This is a genomic window from Pseudomonas sp. (assembly GCF_036387035.1).
Lineage (GTDB): Bacteria > Pseudomonadota > Gammaproteobacteria > Pseudomonadales > Pseudomonadaceae > Aquipseudomonas.
In genome coordinates, this window is sequence record NZ_DASVUM010000067.1 from 17,495 (window position 1) to 36,551 (window position 19,057).

Annotated in this window: 16 protein-coding genes; 5 read left to right on the top strand and 11 right to left on the bottom strand. The window is 63.0% G+C overall.

The window, feature by feature from the left end; translation table 11 throughout:
* Positions 1–17: 17 nt before the first annotated feature.
* Positions 18–731: a cupin domain-containing protein gene (locus VF672_RS05810; protein WP_331102407.1), complete on the top strand. Its 714-nt coding sequence runs from the start codon at positions 18–20 to the stop codon at positions 729–731.
* 646 nt (positions 732–1,377) lie between these two features.
* Here VF672_RS05810 and VF672_RS05815 read toward each other — a convergent pair.
* A complete protein-coding gene (locus VF672_RS05815) occupies positions 1,378–2,262 on the bottom strand; it encodes a LysR family transcriptional regulator (RefSeq protein WP_331102409.1) in 885 nt (294 codons plus the stop codon).
* A 95-nt stretch (positions 2,263–2,357) separates the two neighbouring features.
* Here VF672_RS05815 and VF672_RS05820 point away from each other — a divergent pair, with 95 nt between their 5' ends.
* The 3 genes from VF672_RS05820 to VF672_RS05830 all read left to right on the top strand — a co-directional run bounded on the left by VF672_RS05820 (position 2,358) and on the right by VF672_RS05830 (position 5,667).
* Positions 2,358–3,494: a DSD1 family PLP-dependent enzyme gene (locus tag VF672_RS05820; protein WP_331102411.1), complete on the top strand. Its 1,137-nt coding sequence runs from the start codon at positions 2,358–2,360 to the stop codon at positions 3,492–3,494.
* Entirely contained in the window at positions 3,484–3,903 is a 420-nt protein-coding gene (locus VF672_RS05825) for a RidA family protein (protein ID WP_331102413.1), read from the top strand. The genes VF672_RS05820 and VF672_RS05825 overlap by 11 nt, the downstream gene beginning before the upstream one ends.
* A gap of 300 nt (positions 3,904–4,203) precedes the next feature.
* Positions 4,204–5,667 carry an aldehyde dehydrogenase family protein gene (locus tag VF672_RS05830; RefSeq protein ID WP_331102415.1) on the top strand — a complete coding sequence of 488 codons (1,464 nt, stop codon included), beginning with the start codon at positions 4,204–4,206 and terminating at the stop codon, positions 5,665–5,667.
* Positions 5,668–5,905: 238 nt separating this feature from the next.
* Here VF672_RS05830 and pepN read toward each other — a convergent pair whose 3' ends face one another.
* The 6 genes from pepN to VF672_RS05860 are packed head-to-tail and all read right to left on the bottom strand — an operon-like array spanning position 5,906 to position 12,464.
* A complete protein-coding gene (pepN, locus tag VF672_RS05835; protein WP_331102417.1) occupies positions 5,906–8,587 on the bottom strand; it encodes an aminopeptidase N in 2,682 nt (893 codons plus the stop codon).
* Between the two features lie 29 nt (positions 8,588–8,616).
* Positions 8,617–9,447 carry a DUF2797 domain-containing protein gene (locus VF672_RS05840; RefSeq protein WP_331102419.1) on the bottom strand — a complete coding sequence of 277 codons (831 nt, stop codon included), beginning with the start codon at positions 9,445–9,447 and terminating at the stop codon, positions 8,617–8,619.
* Positions 9,444–9,704: a YeaC family protein gene (locus tag VF672_RS05845; RefSeq protein WP_074888021.1), complete on the bottom strand. Its 261-nt coding sequence runs from the start codon at positions 9,702–9,704 to the stop codon at positions 9,444–9,446. The genes VF672_RS05840 and VF672_RS05845 overlap by 4 nt, the downstream gene beginning before the upstream one ends.
* 29 nt (positions 9,705–9,733) lie before the next feature.
* The gene (locus VF672_RS05850; protein WP_331102424.1) at positions 9,734–10,606 is read right to left on the bottom strand and encodes a rhomboid family intramembrane serine protease; all 873 of its coding nucleotides are present in this window, start codon (positions 10,604–10,606) and stop codon (positions 9,734–9,736) included.
* Positions 10,603–11,574 (bottom strand): metallophosphoesterase, encoded by a 972-nt coding sequence (locus VF672_RS05855; protein ID WP_331102426.1) that lies wholly within the window; start codon positions 11,572–11,574, stop codon positions 10,603–10,605. The genes VF672_RS05850 and VF672_RS05855 overlap by 4 nt, the downstream gene beginning before the upstream one ends.
* The gene (locus tag VF672_RS05860; protein ID WP_037011709.1) at positions 11,574–12,464 is read right to left on the bottom strand and encodes an NAD(+) kinase; all 891 of its coding nucleotides are present in this window, start codon (positions 12,462–12,464) and stop codon (positions 11,574–11,576) included. The genes VF672_RS05855 and VF672_RS05860 overlap by 1 nt, the downstream gene beginning before the upstream one ends.
* 167 nt (positions 12,465–12,631) lie before the next feature.
* On the opposite strand from VF672_RS05860, the gene VF672_RS05865 reads away from it, so the two are divergent.
* Entirely contained in the window at positions 12,632–13,618 is a 987-nt protein-coding gene (locus VF672_RS05865) for a DUF1853 family protein (RefSeq protein WP_331102430.1), read from the top strand.
* Here VF672_RS05865 and VF672_RS05870 read toward each other — a convergent pair.
* The 4 genes from VF672_RS05870 to VF672_RS05885 all read right to left on the bottom strand — a co-directional run bounded on the left by VF672_RS05870 (position 13,581) and on the right by VF672_RS05885 (position 18,759).
* Positions 13,581–14,864 carry an arsenic transporter gene (locus VF672_RS05870; RefSeq protein WP_331102431.1) on the bottom strand — a complete coding sequence of 428 codons (1,284 nt, stop codon included), beginning with the start codon at positions 14,862–14,864 and terminating at the stop codon, positions 13,581–13,583. The genes VF672_RS05865 and VF672_RS05870 overlap by 38 nt on opposite strands.
* A complete protein-coding gene (locus VF672_RS05875; protein ID WP_331102433.1) occupies positions 14,858–16,087 on the bottom strand; it encodes an MFS transporter in 1,230 nt (409 codons plus the stop codon). Before VF672_RS05875 ends, VF672_RS05870 begins: the two co-directional genes overlap by 7 nt.
* A 149-nt stretch (positions 16,088–16,236) precedes the next feature.
* Positions 16,237–17,577, bottom strand: coding sequence for an MFS transporter (locus VF672_RS05880; protein WP_331102435.1), 1,341 nt, complete (start codon positions 17,575–17,577; stop codon positions 16,237–16,239).
* Positions 17,578–17,730: 153 nt separating this feature from the next.
* The gene (locus VF672_RS05885; RefSeq protein WP_331102436.1) at positions 17,731–18,759 is read right to left on the bottom strand and encodes a 1-aminocyclopropane-1-carboxylate deaminase/D-cysteine desulfhydrase; all 1,029 of its coding nucleotides are present in this window, start codon (positions 18,757–18,759) and stop codon (positions 17,731–17,733) included.
* Positions 18,760–19,057 lie beyond the last annotated feature (298 nt).

The following is a 19,057-nucleotide window of genomic DNA, read 5'->3' on the forward strand; positions in this document are numbered from 1 at the left end:
TTTACGGAGCATCAAGCATGTCATCTCCCGGTATTTTGCTGTTGGCGCGCGCCGATGGCAGCAGTGTCGCTACGCCCTTCCACTCGGCGCCGTTGAGCGCGTTTGATCCTTTTGGCGATGCGCGAAAGGTGGCGTGGCACGGCGACGACGGTGTGTCGGCCGGGCTTGTGCGGTTCAGCGGGGACCTGTTGATCGAGGACTTTCCCTACAGCGAAACGCTGGTGGTGCATGCCGGTCATGTGGCGTTGAGCAGCGCTGAGCAGACGCTGGCGTTGGGGGTCGGTGACAGCGCAGTGATTGGCCGTGGCAGTCGGGTGGCGGTGCATGCAAGCGCGGGCAGTGAATGGGCGTTTTGTGCTGTTGACGTGGAGAGCGCGCCTGCGCGCCCCGGTTTGACGCTGTTGCCGGCGCACACGTGGTTGAACCCGTCTGCGACGCTGGAGCCGCCGATTTTGATCGGGCCTGCGCCGCAGTGTCGGGCGTTGAGTCTGTTTGAGGATGAGGTCACGGAGTTGAAGGTGGGCATTTGGGATTCGACGCCTTATCAGCGCCACGGTCGTGCGCACCGGTTGCATGAGTTGATGCATGTGCTGGAGGGGCGCGTGACGCTGGCCGATGGTGAGGGCGGTGAGGTGACGGTTAATCCGGGGGATACGGTGTTTGTGGTGAAGGGCGCGGTTTGTGCCTGGGCGAGTGAGGTGTATGTGCGCAAGGTTTATGCGGTGAAGTGATTTTTTAGATCAAGATCAACATCAAGGGCGTCTGCCTGGGGGCAGACTGTTTCGCCTTCGCCGAGTTACTTGATAAAGCCCCGCTCTTCGTTCAAAGGGCAGCCAAGGGCTTGTGCTCCTGGTTGGGTTCCTCCTTCGTCGGAATACCCTCACTCCGGTCTCGCTACGTGGGCCCGCCGCCATCCGCCATCCATGGCGGGGGGCGGCTCTCGCCGCATCCATGCGGCTCGGCCCACTCCACGAGACCTGCGTTCAGCCTGCACCCAAGTCGCGTTCTGTGGTGTCTGGGCTTTTTGCGTAGGAAGATCAAAAGCGCTTAGTAGGACTGGCTTTAGCCGGGAAGCCTTTGATCTTGATCGTTCCCAAGCTCTGCGTGGGAATGCATCCCCTGACGCTCCGCGTCACCGGTCTCACTGGCTCCACGCGGTGCTTTTTTGTGGGACCGGCTTTAGCCGGGAATAGGCCAGTCGCAGCGCCGATGATTCTGCGGTGTGACGCCGGACGCCTTCCCGGCTAAAACCGGTCCTACCGGGCGCGCGGTGTGTTTTCTGTAGGACTGGCTTTAGCCGGGAAGTGCCGTCAAGGACGCGGAGCGTCCGAAGCTGCATTACCACGCGGAGCGTGGGAACGATCATTGGCATGCTGCTCAAACCTTCAACGCATCTTCCAGAAACGCCACCAACGCTTGCACCCTAGGGCTGCGGAGTTTGCGTGAGGGGACGAGGAGGTTGACGGGTGCGCTGTCGAAGCGCCAATCGGCGAGGATGCGTACGAGGTGGCCGCTGGCGATGGCCTCGCTGACGTCCCATTGCGAGCGCAGCACCAGGCCCAGACCTTGCTCGGCCCAGCGTCGGGCGACGCTGCCGTCGTTGGTCAGCAACGCCGGTTCGACGCGCAGGGTTTTGCGGGCCTGGCCTTTGCGCAGGTGCCAGAGGGTGACGTCTTCGTCGTTTTCACGGATGCAGATGCAGCGATGCGCGCTGAGTTGGTCCGGGGATGACGGCTCGCCGTGTTCCTGCAGGTACGCCGGGCTTGCGCAGAGCCAGCGCTCGTTGGGTGACAGCTGCCGCGCGGTCCACAGGCTGTCGTTGAGGTGACCGATGTGGATCACCGCGTCGCTGTCGTGCCGATCCGGCCAAGGTGTTTCACGCAGGTCCAGGTGCAGGCAGAGCTGTGGATGGAGCCGGATGAAACGCGCCAGCAGCGGCGCCAGTCGCTGTCGCCCGAAGCCAAACGGCGCCGCCAGCCGCAACGTGCCGACCAGCGCTTCGTCCTGTTGGCGAAAGGATTCCGGGAGCGCTTCGAGCTGTTCCAGCAACAGCGCACTTTCCCGGGAGAAGCGTTCGCCATCGGCGGTCAGACTCAGGCGGCGGGCGTCGCGGTTGGCCAGGGTAAGCCCCAGTAGCGCCTCCAGTTTACGCAGGCGCATGGACAACGCCGGCGGCGAGACATTTAGGGCTCTGGCCGCCGCGCTCAGGGATTCAGCACGGCTCAGGGCGACGGCCAGGCGCAGGTCTTCGATGGAGATCATTCACTTTTACTTAATGATTGATGAGGCTGGATTGAACCACAGGTTAACGATCGCCGAGTAGTGTGCGGCCTGCCCTCTCGCTACCGAGTTCTGTCATGCCTATACCGATCGCTTCTTTAGATACGCCGGCCGCGCTGGTGGACATCCCGCGCATGCACCGCAATATCCAGCGCATGCAACAGCGCATGAACAGCCTCGGCGTGCGTTTGCGTCCTCACGTCAAGACCAGCAAATGCCTGCCGGTGATTCAGGCGCAGATCGCGGCCGGCGCCAGCGGCGTGACGGTCTCGACCCTGAAAGAAGCCGAGCACTGTTTCAAACAGGGCATCCGCGATGTGTTGTATGCGGTTGCCATCGCCCCCGGCAAATTACGCCAGGCGCTGGAGCTGCGGCGCAGCGGCTGCGCGCTCGGCATCATCACCGACAGCGTCCAGGGCGCAGAGGCCATCGTCGCCTTCGCGCGCGAGCACGACGAACGCTTTGCGGTGTGGATCGAGGTCGACTGCGACGGCCATCGCTCGGGCCTCGCCGCTGAAGGCACTGTGTTGATCGACGTCGCACGCATTCTCAGCGTGGGCGGCCAGCAACTGCAAGGCGTGATGACCCACGCCGGTTCCAGCTACGAACTCGATAACCCCGAAGCCCTGCAAGCCCTCGCTGAACAGGAACGCGCGCGCTGCGTACTGGCCGCCGAAAGAATCCGCGAAGCGGGAATCAGCTGTCCGCAAGTCAGCATCGGTTCCACGCCCACCGCCCTTTCGGCCTTGAGTCTGGATGGCGTGACGGAAGTGCGTGCCGGGGTCTATGTGTTCTTCGACCTGGTCATGCACAACATCGGCGTCTGCGTGGCCGAAGAGCTGGCGCTGAGCGTGTTGACCACCGTGATCGGCCATCAGCAGGAAAAAGGCTGGATCATCACCGACGCCGGCTGGATGGCCATGAGCCGCGATCGCGGCACCCAACGTCAGCGACACGACTTCGGTTACGGCCAGGCCTGCTCAGAAACCGGCGAGTGGATAGAGGGGGCGCGCGTCACCGGCGCCAATCAGGAGCACGGCATCATCGCGCTGGGCGACGCCAGCGTCGCGGACCTTGCCGTGCGCTTCCCCATCGGCAGCCGCCTGCGCATTCTGCCCAATCACGCCTGCGCCACCGGCGCGCAGTTCCCGGACTATCACGCACTCGACGCCGATGGCGTGGTGCACACCTGGAGTCGTCTGCATGGCTGGTGATGTCGACATTATTCACACGCCCGACGCAGCCGCGCCGGGCGGACACTATTCCCAAGCAGTGGCCTACGGTGGCGTGGTTTACGTGTCCGGGCAGTTGCCGGTGCGCGCCAATGGCGAGCACAGCGCCGATCAACCGTTCGAGGTGCAGGCCTCGATTGCCCTCGACAACCTGGTCGCCATCCTCGCGCAAGCGGGCCTGGCGCCCACCGACCTGCTCAAAGTGACCGTCTATGTCGTGGGCATTGAACACTGGCCGGCCTTCGATCGACTCTATGCGCGGTACCTGGGCGAGCATCGGCCCGCCCGCGCCGTGGTGCCGGTCCCGGTCTTGCACCACGGTTACCTCATCGAAATCGAAGCCATAGCGCGCGACCTGCAACCCCGTGGCGTACAAAAGGAGCGTGGATGAGCGAAGTTTCTTTGGGCATCACACCGCAAAATTGATGGCGCACACACTGGCCTTTTCCCGGCTGAAGCCGGTCCCACTGAAATCAAAAGCGTATGCTCACTGCCATTGAAGCAGCGCGCGCTGCTTTTAGTAGGACCGGCTTTAGCCGGGAAGGCGTCAGCGGCAGCGCTGCAGGATTCAGCAGATTCTTCCTTGCAAACCGCAACAACGGCATCTTTTGCCAGGGCCGGTTTGTTAGCGTATCGGGACGACAGGACTTGCTGTTCGCCGCACTTATGACCGCTCCAGGGAGCTAGCCGGATGACCCCACACTTCTCAAACACCCGCGGTATGGCGCTGGAAAATGCCGGGCAGTTTTACATCAACGGCGAGTGGACCTCTCCCGCGATTCCGGCCCGTCTGCCGGTGGTCAATCCGGCCACTGAAGAGGTGGTGGCCGAGGTCGCAAGCGGGTCGGCCGAGGACGTTGATCGGGCTGTCGCCGCGGCCCGTGCGGCGTTCCCGGGCTGGTCGGCAACGCCGGTCGAAGAACGCGCATCGATCCTGGGGAAAATCCTTGAGCTGATCCTTGAGCGCACAGAACCGCTCGCCCAGGCCTTGTCACTGGAGATGGGTGCGGCCATCAGTTTCTCCCGCGCCATGCAGGTGCCGCTGGCCGCCGAACACGTGCGGGTCGCCCGGGACCTGCTCTTGACCTATCGCTTTCAGACCGTTGAAGGCACCACGGCCATTGAGCGCGAAGCCATCGGCGTCTGCGGGCTGATCACGCCGTGGAACTGGCCGTTGTATCAGATCACCGCCAAGGTCGCGCCGGCCCTTGCCGCCGGTTGCACGGTGGTGCTGAAACCCAGCGAGCTGTCGCCGTTGAGCGCCCTGCTGTTTGCCCAACTGGTCCACGACGCAGGCCTGCCGCCCGGCGTGTTCAACCTGGTGAACGGCAGCGGCCCCGACGTCGGCGCCGCCATCGCCGCGCACCCCGACATAGACATGATTTCCATCACCGGCTCGAACCGCGCCGGCGCCTTGGTTGCGCAAGCCGCCGCGGTGACGGTCAAACGCGTGACGCAGGAGCTGGGCGGCAAATCGCCGAACGTCATGCTGTCGGACGCCGACTTCGCCAAAGTGGTGCCGCTGGGGGTGATGTCGGCCTTTCGCAACGTCGGCCAGTCGTGCAGCGCCCCCACCCGCATGATCGTGCCCCGCGCCAGGCTCGCCGAAGTCGAAGCGCTCGCCGCCGAGGCTGCCAACGCCTTGATCGTCGGCGACCCGCAATCGCCCGACACCCAACTCGGCCCGATTGCCAACCAGGCCCAGTTCAGCCGCGTTCAGGCGATGATCCAGACCGGCATCAGTGAAGGGGCGAAGTTGCTGTGCGGCGGGCCGGGCCGTGTGTCGGGCTTCGACAAAGGCTTCTACACCCGGCCGACGGTGTTCTCCGAAGTCGACTCGGCGATGCGCATCGCCCAAGAGGAAATCTTCGGTCCGGTGCTGTGCATCCTCGCCTACGACACGATCGACGAAGCGGTAGCGATCGCCAATGACACGGTGTACGGGCTGGGCGCCCACGTGCAGGCGACTAACCTTGATCTGGGCCGCGCCGTCGCCTCGCGCATTCGTGCCGGGCAAGTGCACCTCAACCATCCCGCATGGAACCCCATGGCCCCGTTCGGCGGTTACAAACGGTCGGGCAACGGCCGGGAATACGGTGTGATGGGGTTTGAAGAGTACCTGGAGACCAAGGCGATCATCGGCTTCAACGCCTGATCCCCCGCTCGCCGAAATCCTCGGACGTCTCGACTTGTGGGACCGGCTTCAGCCGGGAAGGCGTCATTCGTTACACCGCAACATGGATGGCGCACAAACCGGCCTCTTCCCGGCTAAAGCCAGTCCTACCAAGGCATCGCGTGCAAGACAGCCTCCGAAGCCGCTAAAACCATAAATCAGCGGCCATGAAAAAGGGCTGTCCGCGCAAACGGACAGCCCTTTTCAACAACCGCCCGACTTACGCCAGGCTTTTGCTCACCACTTCATACACATCCGGCGACAGCGGGCCGGAGGCGAGGATGCGCTCCAGTTCCGCTTTCATCAGCGCCTGGCGCGCGCTGTCGTACTTGCGCCAGCGGGTCAGCGGCGCCAACTGACGCGAGGCGATCTGTGGATTGAACCCGTTCAGCTGGATGACCAGATCGGCGAGGAAGCGATAGCCCGAGCCGTCCGCCGCATGGAAGTTGATCAGGTTCTGCCCGGCGAAGGCGCCGATGAGGGCACGCACCTTGTTCGGGTTTTTAAGGGTGAACGCCGGGTGCTGCATCAGCGCTTTGACCCGCTCCAGACCGCCCGGCAAGGTGCTGCCCGCCTGCACGCTGAACCACTGATCCATGACCAGCGCGTTGTCCTTGAAGTTCTCCGCGAACACCTCCAGCGCCTTGGCCTTCTCGGCCTCGAACGGCGAGTTCACCAGCACGGCCAGCGCAGTAAGACGCTCGGTCATGTTGTCGGCCGTGTCGAACTGGTCGATGGCGGCGGCCAGTACGTCCGGCTTGCCGGTCAGCATCAGGTAGGACAGCGCGATGTTCTGCAACGCACGCCGCGCGAAGTGCTCGGAAGCGGCAACGTACGGGGTTTGCTTCGACAGCTCGCGGTTGGTCTGGTAGCGCGTCCACAGCGCGTCGCTCAGGTTGTCGGCCAATTGCTGACGGGCGAACTCGCGCGCTGCGTGAATGGCATCGACGTCAGCCACTTCACTGATCTCGATGAGGTACGCCTCACCCGGCAGCGAGAGCATTTCGGCGACCATGGCCTGATCCAGGCTGTCGTCGGTCAGCACGGTGTGCAGCGCGGTGATCAGGCGCTGGTCCATGACCAGTGGCTCGCCTTTCTGATGCTGCGCGACCATGTCCTGCAGCACCTGAACCGACAGTTGCTGACCGGCATCCCAGCGGTTGAAGCCATCGCTGTCGTGCTGCATCAGGAACATCAGTTGATCGCGGTTGTACGGGAAGCTCAGTTTCACCGGCGCGGAGAACCCGCGCAGCAGCGAAGGCAGCGGCTGTTCGGCGATGTCGACGAAGGTGAAGGTCTGCTCGGCCTCGATGACTGACAGCACGCGGGAGGTGTTCACCGCGGGGGCTTCGCCTTGCAGGCGCAGTGGCAGTTCCTGACCTTGTGGGTCCAGCAAGCCCATGGCCACCGGGATCACGAACGGCAGCTTCTGATCGCCCGGCTGCCCTGGCGTGGTTGGTGTGCTCTGACGGAACGTCAGGCTGTAGGTTTGCGCCGCAGCGTCATACGACTCGCTAACCGCCAGACGCGGCGTGCCTGCCTGGGAGTACCAGCGCTTGAACTGGGTCAGGTCGACGCCGTTGGCGTCTTCCATGGCCTTGACGAAATCGTCGCAGGTCACGGCCTGGCCGTCGTGGCGCTCGAAGTACAGATCGCTGCCCTTGCGGAAGCCCTCGGCGCCCAGCAGCGTATGGATCATGCCGACGACTTCCGAGCCCTTCTCGTACACCGTCAGGGTGTAGAAGTTGGAAATCTCGATGAAGCTGTCAGGGCGCACAGCGTGGGCCATAGGGCCTGCGTCTTCGGCGAACTGATGAGTGCGCAGATAAGCGACGTCCTGGATGCGCTTGACCGTGGCCGAGTTCATGTCGGCCGAGAAGCCTGAATCACGGTACACCGTGAAGCCTTCCTTCAGCGACAGCTGGAACCAGTCGCGGCAGGTCACGCGGTTGCCTGACCAGTTGTGGAAATATTCGTGGGCGACGATGGCCTCGACGCGCTGGTGGGCGGCATCGGTGGCGGTTTCGGCGCGGGCCAGCACGGCGCTGGAGTTGAAGATGTTGAGGCCCTTGTTTTCCATGGCGCCCATGTTGAAGTCGTTGACGGCGACGATCATGAAGATGTCCAGATCGTATTCGCGGCCATAGACCTCTTCGTCCCAGCGCATGGACTTTTTCAGGCTGTCCATCGCGTGCTGGCATTTGTCGACGTTTTCCGGCTCGACGAAGATGCGCAGCGTGACCTTGCGCTGGCTCATGGTGGTGAAGGTGTCTTCAATGCACCACAAGTCACCGGCCACCAGCGCGAACAGGTAGGCCGGCTTCTTGAATGGGTCTTCCCACGTTGCCCAGTGACGCTCGCCGTCTTCGGACGGGCCGGCGGCGATCAGGTTGCCGTTGGACAGCAGAATCGGGAACGCCTGCTTGTTGGCGCTGACGGTCGTGGTGAACACGCTCATCACGTCCGGGCGGTCGAGGTAGTAGGTGATCTTGCGGAAGCCCTCGGCCTCGCACTGGGTGCAGAACATGCCGCTGGATTTGTACAGGCCTTCCAGCGCGGTGTTGGTTTCCGGGTGGATCTTCACGGTGGTGTCGAGGGTGAAGGTCTCGGAAACCGGCTGCACGGTCAGGCTGTCGGCGGTGAGTTGATAGCCGCTCTGTGACAGCGCGCCCTCGGACAGATCGACATCCGCCAGCTTCACCGACAGCAGCTCAAGCTGCTGGCCGTCGAGTTCCAGCGGCGGCAAGCCGGGCCCACGCTCCGGGTTGCGGCGCATCACCAACTGCGCGTGGACCAGCGAGTGGTCGTCGAACAGTTCGAATGTCAGGTGGGTCTCGTCAATGAGGTACTCAGGCGCCTGATAATCCTTCAGGTAAATCATTTTCGGCTGGTCGGTGCGCATGGTGTTGTCCCTTCTTCTGCTAATACGGGCTACTGATGCACGGCGAGTTGGTAGGCCGTGTATTTGCGAATATTGATCACCCCGGTGTCGAAGATCAGGTACTGCCCCTTGACGCCCAACAGGGTGCCTTCGGCGATCGGATCCTTGTCCAGGTTGAAGCTGACGATCTTGGTCGGATAGGCCTCTACCGGGTATCTGATCTCGACAGGCTCGACATCGTTCATCACTTGAATGGCCTGCAAGCCAAAGCGCATCTGCAACGCGACCAGGCCTTCGGCGCAGGACTCGAACAGTTGCTGACGGATGGCAATCAAGTCCACTGCCGGTGCGTCGCCCTTGAGCAACGCGCGCCAATTGGTGCGATCGGCGACCTGGCTGCGGAACAAGTCTTCCACAAACCCGGACTGCTGGCGGGTGGCGCAGCGCACGATCGGCAACGCCTGACTGGCGCCCTGGTCCAGCCAGCGGGTCGGCAGCTGAGTGGCACGGGTGATGCCGACCTTGACGCCCGACGAGTTGGCCAGATAGACCACGTGATCGGTCATGCAGAACTGCTCGCCCCACGCCGGATCACGGCAGGTGCCATGCTCGTGGTGGCAGCGCTCCGGGCTCATGATGCACAGGTCGCACTGCGCCAGTTTGAGCATGCACGGGTAGCAATAACCCTGGCTGTAGCTGGTTTTGGTGCGCTTGCCGCAATGGCTGCAATGAATCGCGCCCAGGAACTCCAGGCGCACGGTCTTGCCGATCAGCGGGTTGACCGGGATCTGCGTATCACCCAGCCGAAACGCGTATTCAACCCGCGAAGCCTCAAGCCGCGCGGACATCTTGTTGACAGAGCCTCTACCGATTTCAATCAATGAATGGAGTCCGATTTGAACAGAATGTTGGGCACCGGCGCTGACTTGGACGCGCACTCTTGCGGCCCCATGTAGCCGATGCGCTGGTCTTCAGGCACGTTGCGCACTTCCCAGGCGATCAGCGCCTGCAGGGACAGTTCCCGCTGTTCCTGGGTCAGTTTGCGACCGTCGGACCACTTGCCGATTTCCACCGCCAGTTTCAGGCTCTCGTAGACGTCGGGGGTGATGTTTTCGATCATTTCGACAAAAGAGGACATTGGGTTCTCCCAGAATTAAGCCGGCGATTTTAAGGGTTGCGGCGCGCCAATGCACCGCCCACGAGACCTGTAGCACAACCGATGATCAGTCCACCGACGTGGGCGCCATTGGCGATTTCGCCAAAGCCGAGCACGCCGACGACACCGGTCAGGCACACCACCAGCCAGATCAGCATCATGGCCAGAACACCGCGAGGCATACGGTAGATGGGGTTGGGGGCCAGCAATTGAAAGATCCAGCAATGACCCAGCAGGCCATACAACACGCCGGACAAACCGCCAAACAGGCTCGGGCCGCTCCAGAAATACTGGCCGTAGTTGGAAAACGCGCTGAACGCGAGGGTCAGCCCGAGCAATTGCCAACTGCCCTGGCGCGTCTCGATGCGTCGGCCCAGCTCCCAGAACCACAGTGCGTTCATGACCAGGTGCAACACACCGAAGTGGATCAGCATCGGCGTAACGATGCGCCACCACTGCCCCGCCGCCAGGGTGGTTTCCAACGGGGTAAAGCGGATGTACTCGCCACTCACGCGGAAGTCATTGAAGGTCAGCCAGCTCAACGCCTCGAAGTTGTCGCCCAGCAAGGTGACGCCAGCGATGATCAGGCACAGCAGCAAGACCACGCTGGTGACCGGGCTTCTGCGCACTTGCATCAGCGGGCTCGGCCGGCTCACCGCGACCACTGCGCGGCCCGGCGGTAATTGCGCCGTCGGATCGCCTTCGGGGTATTGCTGGTACAGCTGACGGATGTCGTCGGCCAGCTGCGGCGCATCGGGCACCCACAGCACCTGTTCGCCGGCCTCTTCGCTGACCCGATGGGGCACGTTGAGGCGACGCAGCAATTCAACGAAGCCGCTGAGGTCGGTGTGCAATGGCAGACGCATGACGGCCACCGGACTCATTGAGCGATCTCCGGCCGGTGGACATCCACCCAGACAAACTTGTCGGGATCGATCCGGGTTTCCTGATCCAGCCGGTAGGCGACCAGCTTGCCGTACAGCACGGCGCTGTAATCCAGGCACGCCAGGTTGGGACGGATCGGCGCGGGAATGCCGCTGCGCCAGTAGTGACCGACGAACAACAGCGGTTCGTCTGCGCCGTAACGCAGCAGCGCGTTTTTCTCGCTGGGGGACAGCGGCCGTCGGGCTACGGGCTCCGGCAGCGCGTCGGGCTGAAACACCACGTCACCGTAGGTCTGCGGGTCGTCTTCCCAGAACTTGGTGCGGAACGAGGCGCGGGTGAGGCCGTCGCCGCCGGTGAGGGTCATGCCGTGGGGCAGGCGCATGTCGGTGCCGCGCAGCAGACGATCGAGTACAGCGCTGGCAAAACTGCCCGGTTCCGCCGAAGCCTGCACGAAGGCCTGGTCGATCCGACCGTCGCCATGGACGCTGCGCAACGGCGCAATCAGGCTGGCATCCCAGCAGGCGTGCACCAGCCGGAACCGCTCGGCATCGATGAACAGCGGCAGTTGGTAAAACCAGTCGACAAAATCATTCCATTCACCGGGATGCTGCTCGAACTGCGCCAGGGTTTCGCCGATCAGACGGGCGTGCCGCGGCGTGTGTTCGCGCACGAATGCCTTGCCGCTGTCGGCCGGCGCCGGCGTGCTCCAGCCCAGCGCGTTGAATTCATGGTTGCCCATGATGCAGAACGCCTGGCCGGCCTCGACCATGTCTCGGACGATGTGCAGCGCTTCGCGAATGCGCGGGCCGCGGTCAATGATGTCGCCCAGAAACACGGCGATGCGTTCAGGGTGGCGCCAGACGCCCGCCTGAAAGCGGTAACCAAGGGTGTCGAGCAAGTGCTCAAGGGTCTGGGCACAACCATGCACGTCACCGATCAGATCGTAGCTACGCGCGGGATCGAGCATCAGTCGCTCCCGCCGCCAAGCCGACTGCCCCAACCAAGTTTGGTCCGGCAGACTTCGTAGTAGTTGTGATCGAGCGGGTGAATGAGTCGCAGCTTCTGAGGCTTCTTTTTCACGGTCACGGTGTCACCGGGCGCGCAGGTGAAGTGGTTCTGGCCATCGCAGGAAACCTGTGGGTAGATCGTCATGTCCTTTGAGACAACGATTTTCAGCTCACTGTTTCCATCGACGACAATTGGCCTGCCAGACAGGGTGTGCGGGTACATCGGCACGATGACGATGGCGTCGAGTTTGGGGTGCATGATCGGCCCGCCCGCCGACAGCGCGTAGGCCGTGGAGCCGGTTGGCGTGGCGACGATCAGGCCGTCGGCCTTCTGGCTGCAGACGAACTGGCCGTCGATGTAGATTTCGAATTCGATCATCCGCGTGGACTTGCCCGGGTGCAGAACGACGTCATTGAGCGCGTCGCCCTGCCCGATCGCTTCGCCATGGCGACGCACTTCGGCCTGCAACAGGAAGCGGTTTTCCACCAGGTAGTGGCCGTCCAGCACTTCGGCGACTTTGACTTCCAGCTCGTCGGGGCGGATATCGGTCAGAAAGCCCAGGCTGCCGCGGTTGATGCCCAGTACCGGCACGTTGTGCTTGGCCAGGGCTCGGGCCGCGCCGAGCAGACTGCCGTCGCCGCCAACGACAATGACCATGTCGCAGACTTCACCGAGCATCTTGCGCGAGGACGTCTGCAGACCATGGCCCGGCAGGACCTCGGCGATGGCGTCTTCGAGGATCACATGCAGGTGCCGCGATATCAGGAATTTCTTGAGTCGGCGAACGGTCTCCACCACCTGGGTACTGCCCAGTCGACCAATGATGCCGATATTTCGAAATTGCTCCATGGGGCTCCCGCAGGCTTGATGCGTGTAAAGAACGCGATTATGGGCGAAGGGGTCGGGTGCGGCAAATGGCGCGCTGTGCCCATCGTGCCAGCACTACCAGCAGGGGCGAACCTATGGCATCCGTGGGAGATGCCTGCGCAGGGCAATCTCACGCTATCCTCCCTTCCATGAATAGTCCTTTCCCAACCCTGAGCAGCCTGCCCCGTCAGCTTCGCACGCCACAGGTGCGTGATCTGGCATGGGTCATCCTCTCACCGCCTTTGCTCGCGCAAACCCAATGGCCGCAGCGTCATCCGCTCACTGGCAGCGACTGGGTGCAGCATCCCGAAGCGCTGGAAGCGTTGTTGCGGCAGCTGGACCGAGACAGCCGCGCGCTCGACGACTGGCTGGCGCAAAGCTCAACCCGCAGGCTCGGGGTGTATTACGAGCGGCTGTGGCAATTTGCGATTCGGCACGCGCCTGGCGTCGAGCTGCTCGCGGCGAACCTCCCCATTCAGGGCGAAGGCCGCACGCTGGGCGAACTGGACATGCTGCTGCGGGACAAAGAAGGCGTTCGCCACGTCGAACTGGCGATCAAGCTGTACCTGGGACGTCAGGGTCAGGACGGCGAGGATCCAGCCCACTGGCTCGGCCCTGGCGCCCTCGACCGGCTGGATGTGAAGCTCGCGCACCTGAATCAGTATCAACTGCCCATGTCGGCGCGCCCGGAAAGCAGAGCCCTGCTCGCCACGTCAGGGATCGAAACCGTCAGCGCGTCGCTGTGGATGGGCGGCTATCTGTTTTACCCCTGGCCAACGACTGGCGCATCGCCGCAAGGGGCGCATCCCGCGCATCTGCGCGGAACGTGGCTGCATCAAAAGGACTGGCCCGCTTATGCAGCACAAAGTCTGGAGGGCCGCTGGCAATTACTACCGCGTCCGGCGTGGCTGGCGCCGGCGCGCTGCGACGAGGCCTGGACGGCCCGCCAGTTTCAGGACTGGCGCGATGCCCTCGACCCGTTGGCGCCGGGACAGCTGCTGGTGCGCATGACCTGCCTCGCAGACGGCCACTGGGAAGAGGCCGAACGTTTGTTTCTCATGTCCGACCTGTGGCCGAACCTGCCGGACGCCGGTCGCGTTACAGGCTCAACCGCAGCACCAGCGCCGCCAAGGTGATCAACAGCACCGGCACCGTCAGCACGATGCCGACGCGGAAGTAATAGCCCCAGCCGATGGTCACGCCCTTTTTTGCCAGCACATGCAGCCACAACAGGGTCGCAAGACTGCCGATCGGGGTAATTTTCGGGCCCAGGTCGCTGCCGATGACGTTGGCATAAATCATGGCTTCCTGGAGCAGGCCGTGGGCCTGGCTGGCGTCGATGGACAGCAGCCCGATCAACACGGTCGGCAGGTTGTTCATCACCGAAGACAGCAGCGCGGTCAGCACGCCCGTGCCCATCGCCGCGCCCCACAAGCCATGTTCGGCGAAGCGGTCCAGCCAGGTCGCGAGGTAATCGGTGAGGCCCTGATTGCGCAGGCCGTACACCACCAGGTACATGCCTAGCGAGAAAATCACGATCTGCCACGGCGCATCCTTCAGCACCTTGCGCGTCGAAATGCGGTGGCCCTTGGCGGCGATGCCCAACAGGATCACGGCGCACACGGCAGAGATCGCACTAATGGGAATCCCCAACGGTTCCAGAGCGAAGCAGCCCACCAGCAAAATCCCCAGCACCCACCAGCCGGTCATGAACGTCGCCCGATCCTTGATCGCCGAGGCCGGCTCGGCCAGCTGTGTGGCGTCGAAAGTGGTCGGGATGTCGCGGCGGAAGAACAGCATCAGCACCGCCAGCGTCGCAGCCACGCTGACCAGATTGACCGGCACCATCACCGAGGCGTAGCGATTGAAGCCAATGCCGAAATAGTCGGCCGACACGATGTTGACCAGGTTGGACACCACCAGCGGCAGGCTCGCGGTGTCCGCAATGAACCCCGCCGCCATGACGAACGCCAGGGTGGTCGCCGGCGAAAAGCGCAGCGCCAGCAGCATCGACATGACAATGGGCGTGAGGATCAGCGCGGCACCGTCGTTGGCGAACAGCGCCGACACCAGCGCCCCCAGCAGAACGATAAACGCGAACAGCCGGCGGCCCTTGCCGTTGCCCCAGCGCGCCACGTGCAGCGCGGCCCAGTTGAAGAAGCCGGCCTCGTCGAGCAGCAGGCTGATGATGATCAGCGCGATAAACGTGCCGGTGGCGTTCCAGATGATGTGCCAGACCTGCGGGATGTCACCCAGATGCACCACCCCGAAAAGCAGGGCCAACACCGCACCCAATGTTGCACTCCAGCCGACACCAAGGCCCTTGGGCTGCCAGATCACCAAGGTAATGGTGATCAGAAAAATCACGACGGCTATCAACATCTCTTTGGCGTTCTCGGAAGCAGAATGGCGAGGATGCCCAACAGCGGCAGGAAGGAGCAGAGGGTGTAGACATACACAATGCCGTGAAGGTCCGCGAGGTGCCCCAATAACGCCGCTGCGATGCCGCCGAAGCCAAACATCAGGCCGAAGAAGATGCCGGCGATCATCCCGACATTGCCCGGCACCAGTTCCTGGGCGTAAACGACGATGGCCGAAAACGCCGAGGCCAGGATGAAACCAATGACCACGCTGAGCACGCTGGTCCAGAACAGGTCGGCGTACGGCAGCGCCAGGGTAAAAGGCGCAACGCCCAGGATCGAGAACCAGATCACCGCTTTGCGCCCGATACGATCACCGATAGGCCCGCCGAAAAACGTGCCCGCCGCCACCGCCGCCAGGAACATGAACAAATGCAGTTGCGAGCTGGCCACGGACAGCTGGAATTTCTCGATCAGGTAGAAGGTGAAGTAGCTGGTGAAGCTGGCCATGTAGAAGTATTTAGAGAACACCAGCAGCGCCAGCACCACCAGCGCACTGGTCACTCGACGCTTCGACAACCCGTGGGTCGCCGCCTGCCCGGCCTTGATCTTGAACAATGCCAGGTGCGCCTTGTACCAGCGGCTGATTGCGTACAACAGGCCCACGGAAAACAGCGCCACCAGCCCGAACCAGGCGATATGGCCCTGGCCGAACGGGATGATGATGGCCGCCGCGAGCAGCGGTCCGATGGCCGACCCACTATTGCCGCCCACCTGAAAGGTCGACTGCGCAAGACCAAAGCGCCCGCCTGAGGCCAGTCGGGCGATACGTGAGGCTTCGGGGTGGAAGGTCGACGAACCGATGCCGATCAGGCCTGCGGCGAGCAGAATCAACGGGAAGCTGCCGACGGTCGCCAGCAGCATCACCCCGCCGAGAATGCACAACGAGCCAACCGGTAGCACCAAGGGGTTGGGATGGCGATCCGTGTAATAACCGACCCAGGGCTGCAGCAGCGATGCCGTCACCTGAAACGTCAAAGTGATCAGCCCGACCTGGGTGAAACTCAGGCCGTACGACGCCTTTAGCATCGGGTAGATCGAGGGCAGAATTGACTGGATCAGGTCATTGAGCAGGTGCGCCAGCGCCACGGCACCAATGATGCGCATGACCAGAGGACTTGATTGCGGAACGGGACTGGCGTGAGTAGAGGGCGCGGGCACGGTTGCTGAACTGGTAACGGCCATCGGGTTCATCCATCGAATTGATGCGCCGCGGGACTCGTTACAGAACATGTCAGCGACACAGGGGGCCGCCAATGTGCCATTTTTTGGGGCGCCGCTGCCATGCTTTGTTGCTGAATTGTGCGTTGCGTTGTTTGCGGCAGACACGGAGGTCAAACCGCCGTCTGCAATCTCCCCCGCGCCGTCAACGTACCCTCAACCTCATGCAGCGACACCTTTGACGTCTCCGGCAGTGCCAGGCCGCCCGCCAGCGCCAGCAATGCGATCACGATCAGGTAAAACGCCGGGGCCAGGTTGCTGCCCGTCGTACTGATCAGCCAGGTCGCCATCAGCGGCGCGGTTCCGCCGAAGATGGTGTACGCCATGTTGTAGGTGATCGCCGAAGCGGTGTAACGCGTACGCGTAGGAAAGGTCTCCGACAACAGCGCCGCCGTGACCACGCCACACAGAACAGCACCCACCGCCAGCAACATCACCCCGACAATCGACGCAGCGAACGAACCGGAACTGGCCATCAGGAACGACGGATACACGACCACGATCAGCAGGACGCAGGTGCTCAGCACTGTCGCGCGTCGCCCGACCTTGTCGGAAAACGCCCCGGCCACCGGGCAGATCGCGGCGGCGAACAGCAGCGCAATCAACGACACCAGCAGCGCGGTAGCCCTGCTCAGGCCACCCGCGACCTGCAGGTACGTCGCGAAATAGGTGGTGAACATGTAGAACGACAAAGCCGTCAGCGACACGAAGGCGCCGAGGCAGCAGATCGCCGCGCCGTGGTTGCGCAAGGTCTCCTTGAGCGGCGAATGGGCGACTGCATGCTCCTGCTTGACCGCCTGAAACGCCGGTGTCTCGTCCAGTTTCCAGCGCAGGTACAGCCCGACCAGCCCCAACGGCGCTGCGATCAGGAACGGCAGCCGCCAGCCCCAACTGCCCATGGCTACGGTGCTCAAAGAGGCCTCCAGCGCATAGGCAATGATCGCCGCCGCCGCGAACGCCGAAAAGGTCGAGACCGGCACAAAGCTGCCATACCAGGCCCGCTGCGTGCGCGGCGCGTGCTCCATCAGATAGGCGCACGCCCCGGCGTATTCGCCTCCGGCAGAAAACCCTTGGGCGCAACGGATGAGGGTGAGCAGGACGGGGGCGATCACGCCGATGGCCGCATAGGTCGGCAGCAAACCGATGAGGGTCGTCGCTCCGGCCATCAACAGAATGGTAAACGCCAGCGTGCGCTTGCGGCCGATGCGGTCGCCCAGCATGCCGAAGAACACCCCGCCCAGCGGCCGGAAGGCGAAAGCCACGGCGAACACCGCGAAGGTTTTCAATAACGCCGCACTGGCGTCGCCGCTGGGAAAGAACTGCTGCGCGATGGTGGTGGCCAGAAAGCCATACACCGCAAAGTCGAACCATTCGACGAAATTGCCGATGGCGGCCGCCACGATGACTTTTCTCAAGGTGGCAGGGTCCACCTGCTCAAGGACGGGAGTGGTCATGCATACCTCGGCGCGCGTCGTGGGAAAGATCCGATTATCGGTACAGCGCCCTGCTCGCCCGACTCCAGAAATGTCGCCGACGTACTCAGGACCGACCTGTCGGGGTGTGACGGCCGCAGGATTCGTGCCAGTGCCCGGACGCGCGCTTTGGGGTCAGCGATATGCCAGGGCGGATTCGAAGGTCCGTATGCCCTGCAATCCCCCAGTGTGCAGGAAAATCAACCGCGTGCCCTTGGCAATGCGGCCCGAGATCACCTCGTCATGCAGCGCAAGCAATGCCTTGCCGGTGTAAAGCGGTTCGAGGGGCATACCGGATTGCGCCTCATGGCGGGCAATGAAATCGAGCAACGCGGGATCGGTCTTGGCGAAGCCGCCACGGCTGGCGTCGAGCAAGCGGTGGCCCTGAGGTTTATCGTTAGCAGGCGACGTGGTGTTGCGCGCGTTCTGATCACGTTCGACCAAGGTCGCCGATGTCGATAACGACGCTGGGGCCGTGGGAGCGAGCTTGCTCGCGAAAGCTTCAAGAATCTCCTCCACATTACCCTCAACCCCATGCCCGTCGGGCACGGCCATCGCGCCAATCACCTCATGCTGCCCCGCCTCGGCCAGCACCAATCCTGCCAATGTGGTGCCAGTACCACACGCCAGCCACCAGGCGTCGTAGTCCTCCCATCCCAATTTGTCGAGCTGGCTGCGCGCCTGTTGGATGATGTCAGCGCAGCCCAGCGCGCCGTTGAGCCCGCCGCCGCCTTCAGGCACCGGAAAAAGCTGCGGATAGCGCTCGCGCCACGGCACCCAGAAATCAGCATCATGCCGCGCGCGATAGCCGGCATAACCCAGCCAGTGCAGCTCCATGCCGAACGCCTGCAGATCCAGCACCGTCGGCGTCTCGACGTGATGCCCGCGCACCAGCCCCACTGTCGCAAACCCAAAGCGCTTGCCTGCGGCTGCCAGCGCATGAAGGTGATTGGAATGCGCACCGCCCAGGCTGATGACGCCCCGCGCCCCGGCTTGCCCAGCCGCCAGCAGGTGGTGCTTGAGCTTGAACCATTTGTTGCCGCTGATCAGCGGATCGACGAGGTCCAGACGCAGGATCGCCGCCTCCACGCCAGCGGCCCGGAGCCAGTCGAAACGCAGGGGTTGCAGCGGTGCGGGAGGCAGTGGTGATGAGGAAGGAAACATGAAATCGGTCGGCTAGTGGACGGTGCGGGAGTCTAGCACCGTCGCGCCGGGAACTCGGTTTGCGGGGCTGTGTAGGGGGATTCCTCATCTTCATTAGGACGCGTCCGGTTCGTGCTTTGCCTATGGAATGACGCGTTGAAAAGCTTCATCTTCGCCCGCTTCAGCCCCTTTCATGGATGAGTTGATCGGTTCTTTATGGGCCGGTCGGGGGCGCATTTCCTGTCAGGGACGCTCGCTCATGCTCACCAATTTGCCGCCTTTCTTCGATCACAGTCGCCATAAACTTGTTGTTCATCGC

Coding starts and splice junctions, on each gene's coding strand:
- VF672_RS05875 (WP_331102433.1), bottom strand. CDS start 16,087: ATGGCCGTTACCAGTTCAGCAACCGTGCCCGCGCCCTCTACTCACGCC.
- VF672_RS05885 (WP_331102436.1), bottom strand. CDS start 18,759: ATGTTTCCTTCCTCATCACCACTGCCTCCCGCACCGCTGCAACCCCTG.
- VF672_RS05815 (WP_331102409.1), bottom strand. CDS start 2,262: ATGATCTCCATCGAAGACCTGCGCCTGGCCGTCGCCCTGAGCCGTGCT.
- VF672_RS05825 (WP_331102413.1), top strand. CDS start 3,484: ATGGCTGGTGATGTCGACATTATTCACACGCCCGACGCAGCCGCGCCG.
- VF672_RS05850 (WP_331102424.1), bottom strand. CDS start 10,606: ATGAGTCCGGTGGCCGTCATGCGTCTGCCATTGCACACCGACCTCAGC.
- VF672_RS05830 (WP_331102415.1), top strand. CDS start 4,204: ATGACCCCACACTTCTCAAACACCCGCGGTATGGCGCTGGAAAATGCC.
- VF672_RS05810 (WP_331102407.1), top strand. CDS start 18: ATGTCATCTCCCGGTATTTTGCTGTTGGCGCGCGCCGATGGCAGCAGT.
- pepN (WP_331102417.1), bottom strand. CDS start 8,587: ATGCGCACCGACCAGCCGAAAATGATTTACCTGAAGGATTATCAGGCG.
- VF672_RS05870 (WP_331102431.1), bottom strand. CDS start 14,864: ATGTTGATAGCCGTCGTGATTTTTCTGATCACCATTACCTTGGTGATC.
- VF672_RS05865 (WP_331102430.1), top strand. CDS start 12,632: ATGAATAGTCCTTTCCCAACCCTGAGCAGCCTGCCCCGTCAGCTTCGC.
- VF672_RS05860 (WP_037011709.1), bottom strand. CDS start 12,464: ATGGAGCAATTTCGAAATATCGGCATCATTGGTCGACTGGGCAGTACC.
- VF672_RS05855 (WP_331102426.1), bottom strand. CDS start 11,574: ATGCTCGATCCCGCGCGTAGCTACGATCTGATCGGTGACGTGCATGGT.
- VF672_RS05845 (WP_074888021.1), bottom strand. CDS start 9,704: ATGTCCTCTTTTGTCGAAATGATCGAAAACATCACCCCCGACGTCTAC.
- VF672_RS05880 (WP_331102435.1), bottom strand. CDS start 17,577: ATGACCACTCCCGTCCTTGAGCAGGTGGACCCTGCCACCTTGAGAAAA.
- VF672_RS05820 (WP_331102411.1), top strand. CDS start 2,358: ATGCCTATACCGATCGCTTCTTTAGATACGCCGGCCGCGCTGGTGGAC.